The 18,629-nt window shown below is 65.1% G+C and carries 2 protein-coding genes and 1 pseudogene; all 3 read left to right on the forward strand.

Annotated elements, in window-relative coordinates; all coding sequences use genetic code 11:
* Positions 1–51 precede the first annotated feature (51 nt).
* Positions 52–4,221 carry a non-ribosomal peptide synthetase gene (locus tag H7J93_RS29375; RefSeq protein WP_372507766.1) on the forward strand — a complete coding sequence of 1,390 codons (4,170 nt, stop codon included), beginning with the start codon at positions 52–54 and terminating at the stop codon, positions 4,219–4,221.
* Positions 4,133–15,115 carry a non-ribosomal peptide synthetase gene (locus H7J93_RS29380; protein WP_372507767.1) on the forward strand — a complete coding sequence of 3,661 codons (10,983 nt, stop codon included), beginning with the start codon at positions 4,133–4,135 and terminating at the stop codon, positions 15,113–15,115. The genes H7J93_RS29375 and H7J93_RS29380 overlap by 89 nt, the downstream gene beginning before the upstream one ends.
* Positions 15,096–18,620, forward strand: a pseudogene (locus H7J93_RS29385) (amino acid adenylation domain-containing protein); the annotation flags it as partial. The gene H7J93_RS29380 and the pseudogene H7J93_RS29385, both read left to right, overlap by 20 nt.
* Between the last annotated feature and the right edge of the window lie 9 nt (positions 18,621–18,629).

Here is an 18,629-nt window from a genome sequence, read left to right on the forward strand (position 1 = left end):
AGGACCGTCGGATTCGACGACGCCTGGCGACGGCTCGACATGGTGAGTGAGATGGACCTCGGTGACCGAGCGCTGCCGCTGACGCGCGGGCAGCTCGGTATCTGGCTGTCGCAGGAGAGTGGTGTCGTCGGCACGGCGTGGCAGCTTGGCCTCCTGGTGCGAATCGAGGGGGCGATTGAACGTCACCTGCTCGAGCGCGCAATCCGTCAGGCGCTGCAAGAGGCCGAACCGGCCAGGTCCGCCTTTTTCGAGGTCGACGGCGAGGTGTTCCAACAGGCGATCGACTATTCGAACGTCGAGGTGGCCTATCAAGATGTGACTGGCTCGGCCGATCCGGTGGAAGAAGTCCGCCAGATCACGTCTTCGATGCAACGCACACCGATGCCGTTGTCGGGTCCGCTCATAAAGTTCGCCCTGTTCCGAACAGGCCCCGATCAGTCCTACATGTACGGGCTGTGTCACCACATGGCCGTGGACGGAGCCGGCATGGCGCTGGTCTGCCGTCGCATCGCGACGATCTATTCGGCGCTTGTTGCTGGAAAACCAATCCCCCCTGCCTATTTCGGTTCCATACAGGACTTGGTCGACTGCGAGTCGGAATACGAGAACTCCGCCGGCTATCTCGACGATTTGGCCTACTGGAGCGCCAACCTCCCTCCGGAGGCGGGACTGAACCAACCGTCGTCGCAGTCTCCGCATACCTATGACGCATGCTTGCCTTCGGCGTCGGTTCAGATGAATCCAGTCGTCGTCGGCCGGGTCAAGGAACTCACCAAGGAACTGCGCATTCGTCGACACTCGGTGATCACTGCGGCGTGCGCCCTCCTGGCGCGAGCGTGGTCCGGACAGGGTTCGGAGGTGGCGCTCGATTTCCCGGTGAGCAGGCGCGTAGACCCAGGCGCGAAGACACTTCCCGGCATGTTCTCCGGAGTGGTGCCCCTGGTGCTGAAGACTCCGCCGGACGCTACCGTCGCCGAATTCTGCCGGCATGTCGACGCGCGCATCCAGGAACTGCTGCGGCACCAACGCTTTCCGGTTCACGCACTCGAAACCGAACGCGGCCTTCGGGGCCCGGGACAGGGCGCGAACCGGGTCGCGGTGAACTTCATCCCCGGTCGGCTCACTCTGGACCTCGGTAGCGCTCGGGCACACGCGACATACACGAATTTCGGTCCGCTTGGGCACTATGGGCTCTTCTTCCTCGGATCCAGCGACGAACTCTTCTTCACCACAGCGGGCGCCGGTCAGCCGTTCGCGAATTTCGAAGTTGGCGACCTGGCGGGACGCTTAGGTCGGTTGTTGACCGCGATGGCGGCCGATCCCACTGCGCGGTTGTCGTCATTGGGTGTCGTGGGTGGTGCGGAGTGTGACCGGCTGTCGGGGTGGGGCAATCGGTCGGTGCTGTGGGGGTCGGGGCCGGGGTCGATGACGGTGCCGGAGTTGTTTGGGGTGCAGGTGCGGTCGCGGCCTGAGGAGGTGGCGCTCTGCGGTGGGGGTCGGTCGTTGACTTACCGCGAGTTGGATGCCGTCTCGGATGGGTTGGCGGGGGTGTTGGCCGGACTCGGGGCACGTCCGGGCGTGTCTGTCGGATTGTTGGTTCCGCGGTCGGTGGACGCGGTGGTGGCGTTATTGGCGGTGTTGAAGTCCGGGGCGGCGTATGTGCCGATCGACCCGAGCCTGCCCGACGCTCGGATTGAGTTTCTGCTCGCCGACGCCGCGCCGATCATCGTGGTCACCACCGATGAATTGCGTTCGCGGCTGGGTGGTTTCGCGGGGACCGTGGTTGACGTCGCAGATCCGCCAGTGGTGGATGCGCAGGTGGCGGTTCGGGCGCCGGCGACGATGGATATCGCGTACGTCGTGTATACGTCGGGCACCACAGGGATGCCGAAAGGTGTTGCGGTTTCTCATCACAATGTGACGCAGTTGATGGAGCCGTTGCATGCCGGGGTGGGCGCGGGGCCGGGCAGGGCGTGGTCGCAGCTGCATTCGTTGGCCTTCGACTTGTCGGTGTGGGAGATCTGCGGGGCGCTGCTCAGTGGTGGCCGCCTGCTCGTGATCCCGGAGTCGGTAGCGGCCTCCCCGCCGGATTTGCATGCTCTGTTGTGCGCCGAGACCGTCGATGTTTTGACCGAGACGCCATCGGCGGTGGCGATGCTCTCGCCGCAGGGGTTGGCGGGCACGACGTTGGTGGTCGCCGGGGAAGCGTGTCCGACCGAGGCGGTGGATCGGTGGGCGCGGAATCGGGTGATGGTCAACGCCTATGGGCCCACGGAGACCACGATGGGGGTGGCGATCAGTGCGCCGCTGACCCCTGGTTTGGGGACAGTGCCGATCGGGTCGCCGGTGTCGGGCGCGGCGTTGTTTGTGTTGGACCGGTGGTTGTTACCGGTGCCCGCCGGGGTGGTGGGGGAGTTGTATATCGCCGGCGAGGGGGTTACGGCGGGCTACGTGGGTCGGGCGGGGTTGACGGCGTCGCGGTTTGTGGCGTGTCCGTTCGGGGGCGCGGGTGCGCGGATGTATCGCAGCGGGGATTTGGTGCGCTGGCGTGCCGACGGGCAGTTGGAGTATCTGGGCCGCGCCGATGAGCAGGTCAAGATTCGTGGGTACCGCATCGAGTTGGGCGAAATCCGGGCGGCAATAACCGAACTCGACGGTGTCGAGCAAGCGGTGGTGATCGCGCGGGAGGACCGTCCCGGCGACAAGCGTCTGGTCGGCTATGTCACCGGAACTGCGAATACCGCCGAGATCCGACGCGCGTTGGCTGACCGGTTGCCGTCCTACATGGTGCCCGCGGCGATCGTCACGCTTGACGCAATTCCGTTGACGGTCAACAACAAGCTCGACATTCGTGCGCTGTCGGCACCGGAGCTGCAGACTGTTGAGCGTTACCGGGAGCCGTCGACTCCTGCCGAAGAGATTCTGGCGGGCATCTACGCCGAGGTGCTCGGTGTCGACCGGGTCGGTGTGGATGATTCCTTCTTCGAATTGGGTGGCGATTCGTTGTCGGCGATGCGGCTGATCGCGGCGATCAAAACCAGGCTCGGAGCGGGTGTCGGCGTACGCGCGCTGTTCGAGGCGCCCACGGTGGCCCGATTGGGGCCCCACATCCAATCCAGCGCGGGGCGGTTGGAGCCGTTGCGTGCGGTGGAGCGGCCTGAAGTGGTGCCGTTGTCGTTCGCGCAGAGCCGGTTGTGGTTCATCGACCAACTGCAGGGGCGCTCATCCGCTTACAACATGCCCTTAGCGGTGCGACTGGTCGGACCCTTGGATGTTGGGGCGTTGGGTGCCGCGTTCGCCGATGTGGTGGAGCGCCATGAGAGCCTGCGCACGCTGATCACCGCGCCCGACGGAACCCCCCAACAGGTGGTCGCCGAACCTGAACGCGCCGATTTCGGCTGGCGGGTTGTCGATGCCACCGAGTGGTCGATGAATGAGCTGGAGCGCGAGGTCGAGGCTGCCGCGTTACGCAGTTTTGATTTGTCGGCTGAGGTTCCGTTGCGGGCGTTGGTGTTTCGGGTTGGTGTGGGTGTTCATGTGTTGGTGGCGGTGGTGCATCATATCGCTGCTGATGGGTGGTCGATTTCGACGTTGACTCGGGATTTGAGTCAGGCGTATGCGAGTCGGTGTGTGGGTCGGGCGCCGGGGTGGGCGCCGTTGCCGGTGCAGTATGTGGATTACACGTTGTGGCAGCGCGCGAATTTGGGTGATCTCGACGACGGTGATAGTCCGATCGCGCGGCAGTTGGCGTATTGGATGGGTGCGTTGGCGGGCATGGCTGAGCGGGTGCAGTTGCCCACTGATCGGCCGTATCCGGCGGTGGCTGATCATCGTGGTGCCGCGGTTGATATTGCGTGGCCGGCTGATCTGCAGGTGCGGGTGGCGGGGTTGGCCCGGGCGCAGGGCGTGACCAGTTTCATGGTGGTGCAGGCGGGGTTGGCGGTGTTGTTGTCCAAGCTGAGCGCTTGCAGTGATGTGGCGGTGGGGTTCCCGATCGCTGGGCGTGGTGATCCTGCGCTCGATGATGTGGTGGGGTTGTTGGTCAACACGTTGGTGTTGCGGGTGGATTTGGGGGGCAATCCCAGCGTTGGCGAGGTGTTGGCGCGGGTGCGGGCGAGCAGTCTGGCTGCTTATGAGCATCTTGCGGGTGGATTTGGGGGGCAATCCCAGCGTTGGCGAGGTGTTGGCGCGGGTGCGGGCGAGCAGTCTGGCTGCTTATGAGCATCAGGATGTGCCGTTTGAGGTGTTGGTGGAGCGGCTCAATCCGACCCGTAGTTTGGCTCATCATCCGTTGGTGCAGGTGATGTTGGCGTGGCAGAACCTGCCGGTGGCTGCTGGTGCTGCGGCGGGGTTGGGGTTGGGTGAGGTTTCTGCTGAGGCGTTGCCGGTGGCCACTCGTACTGCGCGGATGGATTTGTCGTTTTCACTCTCGGAGCGGTTCAGCGATGACGGCGCTGCTGCCGGTATCACCGGCACGGTGGAATTCCGCACCGATGTCTATGACACCGAAACCATCCAAACCCTCATCCACCGATGGCAACGAGTACTACAGCAAATGGTTGCCGATCCCGGGGCGAGGTTATCGTCCATCGACATGCTCGACGCCGGCGAGCGCCGATACCTCGATCAAATCAACAACAGCGCGGTGTTGAGCCGGCCCTCGCGAATGCCGATGTCGATTCCCGCATTGCTGACGAGCCAAGCCGCCGCCACTCCCGAGGCGACCGCGCTCACGGGTGAGGGTCGGTCGCTGACCTATCGCGAGTTGGACGCGGCTTCGGATCGATTGGCCCACTTGCTCGCAGCACATGGCGCACGCCCAGGAGCCTGCGTCGCACTGCTGATGCCCCGGACGGCAGACGCCATCATCGCGATGTTCGCGGTGCTCAAATCCGGGGCCGCCTATCTGCCCATCGATCCGGCGCTGCCCGATGCCCGGATTTCATTCATGCTCGCCGATGCGGCACCGATCATCGTTCTCACCACTGCCGAGCTGCGTTCGCGGTTGAGTGGTTTCGACGGAGTCATCATCGACGTCGGCCATCCCGTTGATCACCTTGCCACCGAGTTGTCGAGCCCGACGCCTGATGACATCGCTTATCTGGTCTACACCTCGGGCACCACCGGAATCCCTAAAGGCGTTGCCGTAACGCATCACAACGTCACGCAGATCCTGGAATCCTTGCACGCCCATCTGCCTGCGGGTGCGGGTCAGGTGTGGTCGCAATGCCATTCGTTGGCATTCGACGCTTCGGTCTGGGAGATCTGCGGTGCGCTGCTCAGCGGTAGCCAGCTCGTGGTGGTCCCCGATGCGGTGACGGTCTCATCGGACGACCTTCACGAATGGCTGGTGCGCGAGCAGGTCAGCGTCCTGACCCAAACCCCCTCGGCGGTAGGCGGATTGTCGCCGCAGGGTCTGGAATCGGTGGCCCTGACAACGGTAGGTGAGGTGTGCCCGCCCGAGGTTGTGGATCGGTGGGCGCCCGGCCGATTGATGGTCAATGCATACGGCCCGACCGAAACCTCGATGTGCGTCACAGTCAGTGCGCCACTGTCACCGGGAGCAGGTGTGGTGCCCATCGGTGCGCCAGTGTCCGGGGCCGCACTGTTCGTGCTCGACCCGTGGCTGCAGCCGGTGCCCACGGGGGTGGTGGGCGAGTTGTACATCGCCGGCCGGGGTGTGGGTGTGGGGTACCTGGGCCGTCCTGAGCTGACGGCATCGCGGTTTGTGGCGTGCCCGTTCGCCTCGTCAGGGGCGCGGATGTACCGCAGCGGCGACCTGGTCCGTTGGCGCACCGACGGGCAACTCGAGTACCTGGGTCGCGTCGACGAGCAGATCAAGATCCGTGGGTATCGCATCGAGCTGGGCGAGATCCACGCGGCGCTGACTGAACTCGACGGCGTCGACCAGGCCGCGGTCGTGGCGCGCGAGGACCGCCCCGGCGACAAGCGTCTTGTCGGCTACGTCACCGGGACCGCGGATCCCGCCGAGATACGACGCACATTGGCGAAGCGGCTGCCGTCCTACATGGTCCCAGCCGCCATCGTCGTGCTCGACGCACTTCCGTTGACGATCAACGGCAAACTGGACAAACGCGCGCTACCCGCGCCGGAATACCACGCCGTCAATGGTGCTTACCGAGCACCGTCGACGCCGGCGGAGGAGATCGTCGCCGGGATCTACGCCGAGGTGCTGGGTGTCGAGCGGGTCGGAATCGATGACTCCTTCTTCGATCTCGGCGGCGACTCCCTGTCGGCGATGCGGGTGATGGCCGCGGTGAACATCGCCCTCGATGCACAACTTCCCGTACGCACACTGTTTGAGGCGCCGACGGTCGCGCAATTGGCCCCGCGGGTGGGTGCGGGCGGTACCCGGCTGGAGCCGTTGCTGCCGGCGGAGCGGCCTGCGGTGGTGCCGCTGTCGTTTGCGCAGAGCCGGTTGTGGTTCATCGACCAATTGGAGGGCCGCTCACCGGTTTACAACATGGCGGTGGCGTTACGGTTGAACGGCCCATTGGACGCCGACGTGATGGGTGCGGCGTTCGCCGACGTGGTGAGCCGCCACGAAAGCCTGCGCACATTGTTTGTCGCGGCAGAGGGTGTTCCCGAACAGGTGGTCGTCGAACCCCAATGCGCCGATTTCGGTTGGCGGGCCGTCGATGCCACCGAGTGGTCGGTGAGCGAACTCGAGCGTGCTGTCGAGGCGACTGCAACGCAGGGATTCGACCTGGCGACGGAGATTCCGTTGCGTGCGACCCTTTTCCGTCGTGCTGATGATGAGCATGTCTTGGTTGCGGTGGTACACCACATCGCGGCTGATGGCTGGTCGATCAGCCCGTTGATTCGCGATTTGGGGCAGGCGTATGCCAATCGGTGTGCGGGTCGGGAGCCGGAGTGGACTCCGCTGCCGGTGCAGTACGTGGATTACACGCTGTGGCAGCGTGCACAGTTCGGAGATCTTGACGACAGCGCCAGCCCCATCGCAGCGCAGCTGGCCTACTGGCTTCGGGAACTGGCGGGAATGCCCGAACGTCTGCAGCTGCCCACAGACCGGCCTTATCCGGTGGTCGCTGATCATCGCGGCGCCGCGGTGGCGATCGATTGGTCTAGGCAGGTGCAGCGGCGGATCAGCGAGATGGCGCGTGCGCACAATGCGACCAGTTTCATGGTGGTCCAGGCCGCCTTGGCGGTGCTGCTGTCCAAACTGAGCGCCAATAATGATGTGGCGGTCGGGTTCCCGATAGCCGGCAGGGGTGATCCCGCGCTCGATGAGGTGGTGGGGTTCTTCGTCAACACGTTGGTGTTGCGGGTGGATCTCAGTGGTGATCCGAGCTTCGCCGAGGTGCTGGGCCAGGTGCGTCGACGCAGTCTGGCCGCCTACGAACACCAGGATGTGCCGTTCGAGGTGCTCGTCGAAAAGCTCAACCCTGCCCGCAGCCTGTCCCATCACCCAGTGGTTCAGGTGATGCTGGCGTGGCAGAACCTGCCGGGGCACAACAGTGATCCCGACGGTGGATTGAATCTGGGCGACTTGCAGGTCACCCAATTGCCCATCGACACTCACACCGCCCGCACGGATCTGTCGTTCTCGCTGTCGGAGCGTTTCACCGACGACGGCGAGCCCGCAGGAATCGGCGGGACTGTGGAATTCCGCACCGACGTGTTCGACACCTCCACCATCGAGGCGTTGATCCAACGATGGCAGCGCGTGTTGGTGACCATGATCGGCGACCCCGCACAGCGGTTGTCGTCGATCGATGTCCTCGATGGCGATGAGCACCAACGACTCGACGGATGGTCCAACCGGGCGGTGTTGAGTGAATCGATCACCACCACCAAGTCCATCCCGGAAGCTTTTGCCGCACAGGTGGACCGCGATCCGCTGGCGGTGGCATTGGCGTTCGAGGACCGGTCATGGACCTACCGTGAGCTCGATGAAGCCGCCAACCGGCTGGCGCATCTATTGGCCGACTGTGGCGCTCGCCCAGGCGGATCCGTAGCGATGGTGGTTCCCCGCTCGGACGATGCCATCGTCGGCATGCTCGCGGTGCTCAAGACCGGGGCGGCCTATCTGCCGATCGACCCCGTGCATCCCGATGCGCGGATCGAGTTCATGATCACCGATGCCGCGCCTGTCGCGGTGCTCACCACCGCCGGGCTGCGTTCACGGCTGGACGGCTTCCACGGAACCGTGCTCGATGTCGACGATCCCCGACTCGATGTCCAACCGGCCGGCGGATTACCCGCACCAGCACCTGACGACATCGCGTATCTGATGTACACCTCCGGAACAACCGGAGTTCCAAAAGGTGTTGCAGTAACACACCACAACGTCATCCAGTTACTGGAGTCACTACACGCCAGCCTGTCGACAACGCCGGGCCAGGTCTGGTCGCAGTGGCATTCGTACAGCTTCGATGTATCGGTTCAGGAAGTTCTCGGTGCACTGCTGGGCGGCGGTCGGTTGGTGGTGATACCGCAGGCAGTGGCCGGGTCGCCACACGATTTCCACGAAGCCCTGGTCCGCGAGCGCGTCAATGTGTTGACTCAGACTCCGTCCGCGGTGGCGATGCTGTCACCGCAGGGGTTGGAGGGCACGACGCTGGTGGTCGCGGGTGAGGCCTGTCCGCCCGAGGTGGTGGATCGGTGGGCTCCAAACCGGGTGATGCTCAACGCCTACGGCCCGACCGAGACCACGATGGGAGTGGCGGTCAGTGCGCCGTTGTCGGCGGGGTCGGCAGTGGTGCCCATCGGTGTGCCGGTGTCGGGAGCAGCGTTGTTCGTGCTGGACGGGTGGTTGCGTCCCGTACCCGCCGGCGTGGTGGGCGAGCTGTACATCGCGGGACACGGTGTCGGCGTGGGGTACATCGGCCGGTCAGGTTTGACGGCGTCGCGGTTTGTGGCGTGCCCGTTCGGGTCCGCGGGTGCGCGGATGTATCGCAGTGGGGATTTGGTGCGGTGGCGGCCTGATGGGCAACTCGAGTACTTGGGCCGCGCCGACGAGCAGGTCAAGATTCGCGGGTACCGCATCGAGTTGGGCGAGATCCAAGCGGCGCTGACCGAACTCGACACCGTCGAGCACGCCGCGGTGATCGCCCGTGAGGACCGTCCCGGGGACAAGCGGCTGGTGGGTTATGTCACTGAAACCGAGCCCGGGGTGGTAGATCCGGGCGTGGTGCGTAGCGCGCTCGCCGACCGGTTGCCGCCCTATATGGTGCCCGCCGCGATCGTCGTGCTCGACGCGATGCCACTCACGGTCAACAACAAACTCGACAAGCATGCCCTGCCGGCCCCGAAATACGACAACGGCGAGCGGTACCGCGCACCGCAGAACGCGGTCGAAGAACTCATCGCCGGCATCTATGCCGAGGTGCTTGGGATCGACCGTGTCGGCGTCGATGACTCTTTCTTCGAGTTGGGCGGCGACAGCATTCTGTCGATGCAGGTGGTGGCGCGCGCCCGGGCGGCGGGAGTGATGTGCCGTCCGCGCGACATCTTCGTCGAGCAGACGGTGGCCCGGTTGGCGTCCGTGGCCGAGGTTTTCGACGGCGACGCGATCGTCGACGACGGCATCGGGCCTGTGGTGGCCACCCCGATCATGCGTTGGCTGCGCGATCTCGAAGGCGCCGTGGACCAGTTCAACCAGACGATGGTGGTGCAGGCCCCGACCGGGGTGACCGAAGACGACGTGGTCGTGTTGCTGCAGGCGCTGCTCGATCGGCACGCCATGCTGCGGCTGCATGCCGAGCAGTGGTCGCTGCAGGTCGGTGAGCCGGGATCGGTGCAGGCGCGCCAGCTGCTATGCACGGCGGAGGCATTGTCCGATGAGGTAGTGGTCGCGGCGCGGACGCAGTTGAGCCCTGCCGCTGGGCGGATGCTGAGTGCCGTGTGGATACCCGTCACCGGCCAACTGGCATTGATCGTTCACCACCTGGTCATCGACGGGGTGTCATGGCGAATTCTGCTGGAAGACTTGAATATCGCCTGGGCTCAACACCACGCCAGCCAGCCGATCGACCTGCCCACGACGGGGACATCGTTCGCCTCATGGTCGTCGCTGCTCGCCGAGCGTGCGCGCGCGGCGGCCGTGACAGAGCGCGCCGAGACGTGGAAGGAGGTCGCGGCAACCCCCGCCGTGCTGCCGCCGGTACAACCTGAGCTGGACACCTATGCCACTGCCGGGTCACTGTCTGCATCGCTGGACATCGAGACGACCCGCCGGCTGCTCGGTGAGGTGCCCGCCGCGTTCCACACCGGAGTTCAGGATGTGCTGCTGATCGCTTTCGCGTTGGCCTTCAATGAACTTCTCGGGAGCGGTCCGGCGCCCATCGGTATCGATGTGGAGGGCCACGGCCGGCAAGAGGAGCTGGCCTCAGCTGTCGACCTGTCGCGCACCGTGGGGTGGTTCACCACCAAGTATCCGGTGGCCTTGACCGTCGGGGGACTGTCGTGGGCGCAGGTGGCGACAGGCGATCCGGCGCTCGGCCCAGTGATCAAGGACGCGAAGGAACAGCTTCGCGCCCTTCCCGACGGCATCACCTATGGTCTGCTGCGCTACCTGAACTCCGATGTTGACCTCGGCGGGTGCGACCCGACGATCGGATTCAACTACCTGGGCCGACTGGATTCGACCTCGTCCGGCCTCTCCGACGAGCTGTGGCGATTCAGCGAGGACAGTCTCCCGATGGCCGCGACGGCGGCGGCGATACCAATGTCGTTGGCGCACACCGTGGAAGTCAACGCCGTCGCGACGGAAACCGATGCCGGCCCGCAACTGCATGCGGCTTGGACGTGGGCACCGTCGAGCATCGATCACGACCAGATCAGCCGACTGAGCCAGCTGTGGTTCGACGCGCTGGCCGGAATCTGCGCGCACGTCCAACGCGGCGGCGGCGGGCTGACCCCATCGGATATCACGCCCGCCCAGCTGAGCCAACAGCAGATCGACGAGCTGCAGCAGGAGTACCGGATCGCCGACGTCCTGCCGCTGACGCCGCTGCAGCAGGGCCTGCTCTTCCACTCGAGTCTCGCGGAAGGCTCCACCGACGACCTCTACGCGGTTCAGCTCGGCATCTCCGTGACCGGCGAGTTGGATCCCGACCGGCTGCGAGAAGCGGTGCAGGCCGTGCTTTCCCGGCATCCCAATCTGGCTGCCCGCTTCTGCGAACGGTTCGGCGAGCCCGTTCAGATCATTCCGGCCGAACCCGTGATGGCGTGGTGGTACCTCGACCTGTCCTGGGACGACCAGAACCCCGAACGGGAGATCGAGCAACTGTGCGCCGCCGAACGTCGCGCGGTCTGCGAACTCGCCGAGCGGCCCACCATGCGGGCTGCTCTGATCCGCACCGCTGATGATCAACACCGGTTTGTGCTCACCGTCCACCACATCGTGATGGACGGTTGGTCGCTGCCGATTCTTCTGCACGAGATCTTCGCCAGTCAGCTCGGGCAGCCGCTGCCCGCCGTAACGCCATATCGCAAGATCGTGTGCTGGCAGGCCAGCCGAGACCATGATGCCGCAAAGGCGGCCTGGCGCAGGGTATTCGACGGTTTCGACATGCCCACACTCGTCGCTCCACACGCTCAGGCGGGGCCGCGAGGCACCGAAACTCGTCGGCTGTCCGCGCAGACCACGCAGGCGCTCGGCGAGCTGGCTCGGTCACAGCACACCACTATGACCACCGTGCTGCAGGCCGCCTGGGCGCAGCTGCTGATGGGGCTGACCGGCCGACGAGATGTCGCTTTCGGCACCGTGGTTTCGGGACGGCCTGCCGAAGTGACCGGGGCGGACTCCGCGGTGGGCCTGCTGATCAATACAGTGCCGGTACGGGCGCGCGCCACCGCTAACACCACCATCGCCGACTTGATCGACCAGCTGCAGCACCACCGCAATCACACCGTCGAACACGACCACCTCGGACTACGCGACATCCACCAAACCACTGGACACGATCAACTTTTCGACACTCTCTTCGTGTTCGAGAACTATCCGATCGACACCGCAGCGATGCTCGACGGCACCGGATTGACCGTCACTGACGTCGTCGCCCACGAATCAACGCACTATCCGCTTTCGGTAGCGGCCTTCCCCGGTCATGAGTTGGGTGTTCGCATCGAGTTCGACTCCGATGTGTTCGACCGCGCCGAGATCGGAGCGCTCATCGAACGCTTCGATCGGCTCCTGGGTTTCATGACCGCTGATCCGTTGGCGCGGGTGTCGTCGGTTGACGTGCTCGACGCGGCCGAGCGCACGCAGCTGTCCGAGTGGGGGCATCGCGCGGTGTTGACCGCGCCGGCGCCCGCGATGGCCACAGTTCCAGAACTGTTCGCGGCGCAGGTGGCGGCACGGCCCCGCGCGGTGGCGCTGACCGACGGGCGACGGTCGTTGACATACCGCGAGTTGGATGAGGCCGCGGATCGGTTGGCGCACTTGTTGGCCGAGCGCGGGGCGCATCCTGGCGCCTGTGTGGGATTGCTTGTGCCGCGATCGGTGGAAGCGATCGTCGGGTTCTTCGCGGTGCTCAAATCCGGGGCCGCCTATCTGCCGATCGATCCGGGTCTGCCTGATGCACGAATTTCCTTCATGCTCGGCGACGCTGCGCCAATTGCCGTGCTGACCACCGCTGAATTGCGTTCGCGGCTGGATCTTTTCGATGGGGTCGTCCTTAATATCGAAGATTTCGACGACCACGACGCCGGGCGCCGGCCGGGACCGGTTCTGCGGGCTCCCGCACCAGACGACATCGCGTACATGATCTACACGTCCGGGACCACCGGCGTGCCGAAGGGGGTCGCGGTCACCCACCACAACGTCGCGCAGTTGGCGGCCACGATGGATGCCGGACTGGCTGTCGGCCCGAAAAACGTCTGGTCGCACTGGCATTCGCTGGCCTTCGATGCATCGATCCAGGAAATCGTGGGTGCGCTGCTCGGTGGGGGTCGGCTGGTGGTCGTACCCGAGTCGGTGGCCTTCTCCCCGGCGGACTTGCACGCGTTGCTGCGTGCCGAGAAAGTGAGTGTGTTGTGCCAGACTCCGTCCGCGGTGGAAGTGCTGTCGCCGCAGGAGGTGGAGAACACCGCGCTGGTGGTAGGTGGCGAACCGTGTCCACCCGAGGTGGTGGATCGGTGGGCGCCGGATCGGGTGATGGTCAACGCGTACGGTCCAACCGAGACCACGATGTGCGTGGCGGTCGGTGCGCCACTATCCCCAGGAGCCGGTGTGGTGCCCATCGGTGCACCGGTTCCGGGCGCGGCGCTGTTCGTGTTGGACACGTGGTTGCGCCCCGTGCCCGCTGGGGCCGTGGGCGAGTTGTACATCGCCGGCCACGGTGTAGGTGTGGGCTACCTGCGCCGAGCAGGGTTGACGTCTGAGCGGTTTGTGGCGTGCCCGTTCGGGGGCGCGGGTGCGCGGATGTATCGCAGCGGGGACTTGGTGCGCTGGCGTCCTGATGGGCAGTTGGAGTATCTGAGCCGTGCGGATGAGCAGGTCAAGATTCGCGGGTACCGCATCGAGTTGGGCGAGATCCGGGCGGCACTAACCGAACTCGACGGCATCGAGCAAGCGGTGGTGATCGCGCGGGAGGACCGCCCCGGCGCTCAATGTCTGGTCGGCTATGTCACCGGAACCGCGGATCCCACCGAGACCCGACGCGCGTTGGCTGACCGGTTGCCGTCCTATATGGTGCCGGCCGCGATCGTCACGCTTGACGCAATGCCGCTGACGGTCAACAACAAGCTCGACATCCGTGCCCTGCCGGCACCGGAGCTGCAGACTGCTGAGCGATACCGAGCGCCGTCGACTCCTGCAGAAGAGATTCTGGCAGGCATCTACGCCGAGGTGCTCGGCGTCGACCGGGTCGGTTTGGATGACTCCTTCTTCGAATTGGGTGGCGATTCGTTGTCGGCGATGCGGCTGATCGCGGCGATCAAAACCAGGCTCGGAGCAGGCGTCGGCGTACGCGCACTGTTCGAGGCGCCCACGGTGGCCCAGTTGGTGCCCCACATCCAAACCAGCGTGGGGCGGTTGGAGCCGCTGCGTGCGGTGGAGCGGCCTGCGGTGGTGCCGTTGTCGTTTGCCCAGAGCCGGTTGTGGTTCGTCGACCAGCTGCAAGGTCCGTCATCGATTTACAACATGCAGGTGGCGGTGCGACTGGTGGGGCCGTTTGATGTTGAGGCGTTGGGTGCCGCGTTCGCCGATGTGGTGGAGCGCCATGAGAGCCTGCGCACACTGATCACCGCGCCTGACGGAATCCCGCGGCAAATCGTGACTGGAGCCGACGAAGCCGATTTCGGTTGGGACGTCGTGGACGCTTCGGATTGGTCCACGGCCCAGTTGGACGGTGCCATCGAACAGATAGCCGACCACAGTTTTGATTTGTCGGCTGAGGTTCCGTTGCGGGCGTTGGTGTTTCGGGTTGGTGTGGATGTTCATGTGTTGGTGGCGGTGGTGCATCATATTGCTGCTGATGGGTGGTCGATTTCGACGTTGACTCGGGATTTGAGTCAGGCGTATGTGAGTCGGTGTGTGGGTCGGGCGCCGGGGTGGGCGCCGTTGCCGGTGCAGTATGTGGATTACACGTTGTGGCAGCGGGCGAATTTGGGTGATCTCGACGACGCCGATAGTCCGATCGCGCGGCAGTTGGCGTATTGGTTGGGTGCGTTGGCGGGCATGGCTGAGCGGGTGCAGTTGCCCACTGATCGGCCGTATCCGGCGGTGGCTGATCATCGTGGTGCGGCGATTGATATTGCGTGGCCGGCTGATCTGCAGGTGCGGGTGGCGGGGTTGGCCCGGGCGCAGGGCGTGACCAGTTTCATGGTGGTGCAGGCGGGGTTGGCGGTGTTGTTGTCCAAGCTGAGCGCCAGCAGTGATGTGGCGGTGGGGTTCCCGATCGCTGGGCGTGGTGATCCTGTCCTCGATGATGTGGTGGGGTTGTTGGTCAACACGTTGGTGTTGCGGGTGGATTTGGGGGGCAATCCCAGCGTTGGCGAGGTGTTGGCGCGGGTGCGGGCGAGCAGTCTGGCTGCTTATGAGCATCATGCGGGTGGATTTGGGGGGCAATCCCAGCGTTGGCGAGGTGTTGGCGCGGGTGCGGGCGAGCAGTCTGGCTGCTTATGAGCATCAGGATGTGCCGTTTGAGGTGTTGGTGGAGCGGCTCAATCCCACTCGGAGTTTGGCTCATCATCCGTTGGTGCAGGTGATGTTGGCGTGGCAGAACCTGCCGGTGGCTGCTGGTGCTGCGGCGGGGTTGGGGTTGGGTGAGGTTTGTGCTGAGGCGTTGCCGGTGGCCACCCGTACCGCGCGCATGGATTTGTCGTTTTCACTTTCGGAGCGTTTCAGCGATGACGGCGCCCCTGCCGGTATCACCGGCACAGTGGAGTTCCGCACCGATGTCTACGACCCCGAAACCATCCAAACCCTCATCCACCGATGGCAACACCTATTGACCGCGATGGTGGACAACCCCACCCAACACCTCTCGTCGTTGAGTGTGGTCGGAGGTGGTGAGTGTGAGGTGTTGTCGGGGTGGGGTAATCAGGCGGTGTTGACGAGGCCGGCATCGGTGGGTGTTTCGGTGCCGGAGATGTTCTCGGTGCAGGTGGCGGCGCGGTCGGGGGAGGTGGCGCTGTCCTGCGAAGGTCGGTCGTGGACGTATGGCGAGTTGGATGCGGCCTCGGATCGGTTGGCGCACTTGCTCGCTGCACAAGGGGCCCGCCCGGGAGCCTGCGTCGCGCTGTTGATGCCCCGCTCGGCAGATGCCATCGTCGCGATGTTCGCGGTGCTCAAATCCGGCGCCGCCTATCTGCCCATCGATGTTTCGGTACCTCAGTCGCGGTTGGATTTCCTGGTTGCCGATGCGAAGCCCGTGGCGGTGCTCACCACTGCTGAATTGGCCCCGCGGCTGGACGGTTTCGACGGGGTCATCATCGATGTGGCGGACCCGGGCTCGGTCGATCCTGCGGTGGTGGTGCAGGCGCCGACTCCCGACGACTTGGCGTATTTGGTGTACACGTCGGGCACCACGGGAGTGCCCAAGGCGGTGGCGGTCTCTCATCACAATGTGACGCAGTTGTTGGAGTCGGTGTTCACCGGGGTGTCGGCCGTGCCTGGTCGTGCGTGGTCGCAACTGCATTCGTACGCCTTTGATCTGGCGGTGTGGGAGATCTGCTGCGCACTGCTCAGCGGCGGCCGGTTGGTGGTGGTACCGGAGTCGGTGGCCGCCTCGCCGAGCGATGTGCATGAGGTGTTGGTGCGTGAGCGCGTCAAGGTGTTGACCCAGACGCCATCGGCGGCGGCGATGCTGTCACCTGAGGGCCTGCAGGTCACGACGTTGGTGGTCGCAGGCGAGGCGTGTCCGACCGAGGTGGTGGAGCGCTGGGCGTCAGATCGGTTGATGCTCAACGCCTATGGACCCACCGAGACCACGATGGGGGTGGCGATCAGTGCGCCGCTCTCGCCCGGGTCCGGGGTGGTACCCATCGGCGCACCGGTGTCGGGGGCGGCGCTGTTCGTGCTGGATTCGTGGTTGCAGCCGGTGCCGGCGGGCGTGATCGGTGAGCTGTACATCGCCGGTGAGGGGGTCACGGCCGGCTATGTGGGGCGGGCGGGCCTGACCGCAGCGCGGTTCGTGGCGTGCCCGTTCGGCGGGGTCGGTAGACGGATGTATCGCACCGGGGACTTGGTGCGCTGGGGTCGCGACGGGCAATTGCAGTATCTCGGCCGTACTGACGAGCAGGTCAAGATTCGCGGGTACCGCATCGAGTTGGGGGAGATCCAGGCAGCGCTGACCGAACTCGCCGGCGTCGAGTCGGCGGTGGTGATCGCACGTGAGGATCAGCCGGGGGACAAGCGGCTCGTCAGCTATATCACCGGGACCGCAGATCCGGTCGAGGCACGACAGGCGCTGGCCGATCGGTTGCCCGCGTACATGGTGCCGTCCGCGGTGGTGGTGATCGAGACGTTGCCGTTGACGGTCAACGGCAAGTTGGACAGAAACGCCTTGCCCGCACCGGAGTACCAGAATTCGACACGGTATCGAGCGCCGTCGACGACCGCCGAGCAGAGCCTGGCCGACATCTACAGCGAAGTGCTCGGTGTCGACCGTGTCGGTGTCGATGACTCCTTCTTCGACCTGGGCGGCGACTCGCTGTCGGCGATGCGCTTGATCGCCGCGATCAACACCACCCTGAACGCCCAACTCGCCGTGCGGACCATCTTCGAAGCACCCACCATCGCCCAACTCGCCCAACGCCTCGACGCAGCACCAGGTGGCGGAGGAGCCACATTCGAGTCGGTACACGGTCCCGACGCCGCCGAGGTGCATGCGCGCGACCTCAGCCTCGACAAGTTCCTCGACGACGCCACGTTGGCCGGTGCGCCCACCTTGCCGAGCCCGAGCGCTGAAGTGCGCACGGTGCTGTTGACCGGCGCGACCGGCTTCCTCGGGCGCTACCTGGTGCTGGAATGGCTTGAGCAGCTGGAACTTGTCGACGGCACCCTGATCTGCGTCGTTCGCGGCGATGACGACGAGGACGCGCGACGCCGACTGGAAAGCACCTTCGACACTGGCGATCCACACCTGCTGGCACACTTTCAGGAGCTGGCCGCCGACCACCTATGGGTCATCGCCGGCGACAAGACGCACGCCAAGCTGGGAATCGACGAACAGACATGGCAGCGGCTGACCGAAACAGTTGACATGATCGTGGATTCGGCCGCTCTGGTCAGCGGTGCGCTGCCCTATCGAGAGTTGTTCGCCCCCAACGTCGTCGGCACCGCCGAACTGATCCGGTTGGCGCTCGCGACCAGGCTGAAGCCCTACACCTATGTGTCGACGGCCAACGTGGGCGACCAGATCGAGCGGTGGGCCTTCACCGAGCACGCCGACATCCGCGAGATCAGCCCCACCCGCACCGTCGAGGGCCACGGTTACGGCACCAGCAAGTGGGCCGGCGAGGTGCTGCTGCGCGAGGCCCACGACCTGTGCGGGCTGCCCGTCGCGGTGTTCCGGCCCGCCATGATCATGGCCGACGCAACGTATCAGGGTCAGCTCAACCTGTCGGACACCGTGACCCGAATGGTGTTCAGTGTGGTGGCCACCGGCGTCGCACCCAAGTCGTTCTATCAACTCGGCGCCGACGGCCATCGGCAGCGGGCGCACTTCGACGGGCTGCCGGTGGAATTCGTCGCTGAGGCGATCGCGGCCCTTGGCGCTCAGGTGGTCGACGGGTTCGAGACCTACCACGTGATGAACCCCCACGATGACGGCGTGGGGCTCGACGAGTACGTCGACTGGCTGATCGATGCGGGCTATCCGATCGCGCGCATCGCCGACTTCGACGAGTGGCTGCGGCGATTCGAGAGCGGCCTGCGTGCCTTGCCGGAGAGGCAGCGCCGGCACTCAGTTCTGCAGATGCTGCAGATGCTGCTTCAGAGGTCCAACGATCCGCAGCCGCTGCCGCCCACCCGAGGGTCCATCGGCCGGACCGACCGGTTCCGCGCCGCCGTGCAGGAAGCCAAGATCGGCATCGGACGATACGGTTCGGACAACGACATCCCGCACATCACGGCGCAGGTCATCGTCAAATACGTCACCGATCTGCAGCAGCTCGGTCTGCTCTAGCCGCTACGT

The organism is Mycobacterium barrassiae, assembly GCF_025822765.1.
Classification (GTDB): Bacteria; Actinomycetota; Actinomycetes; order Mycobacteriales; family Mycobacteriaceae; genus Mycobacterium; species Mycobacterium barrassiae.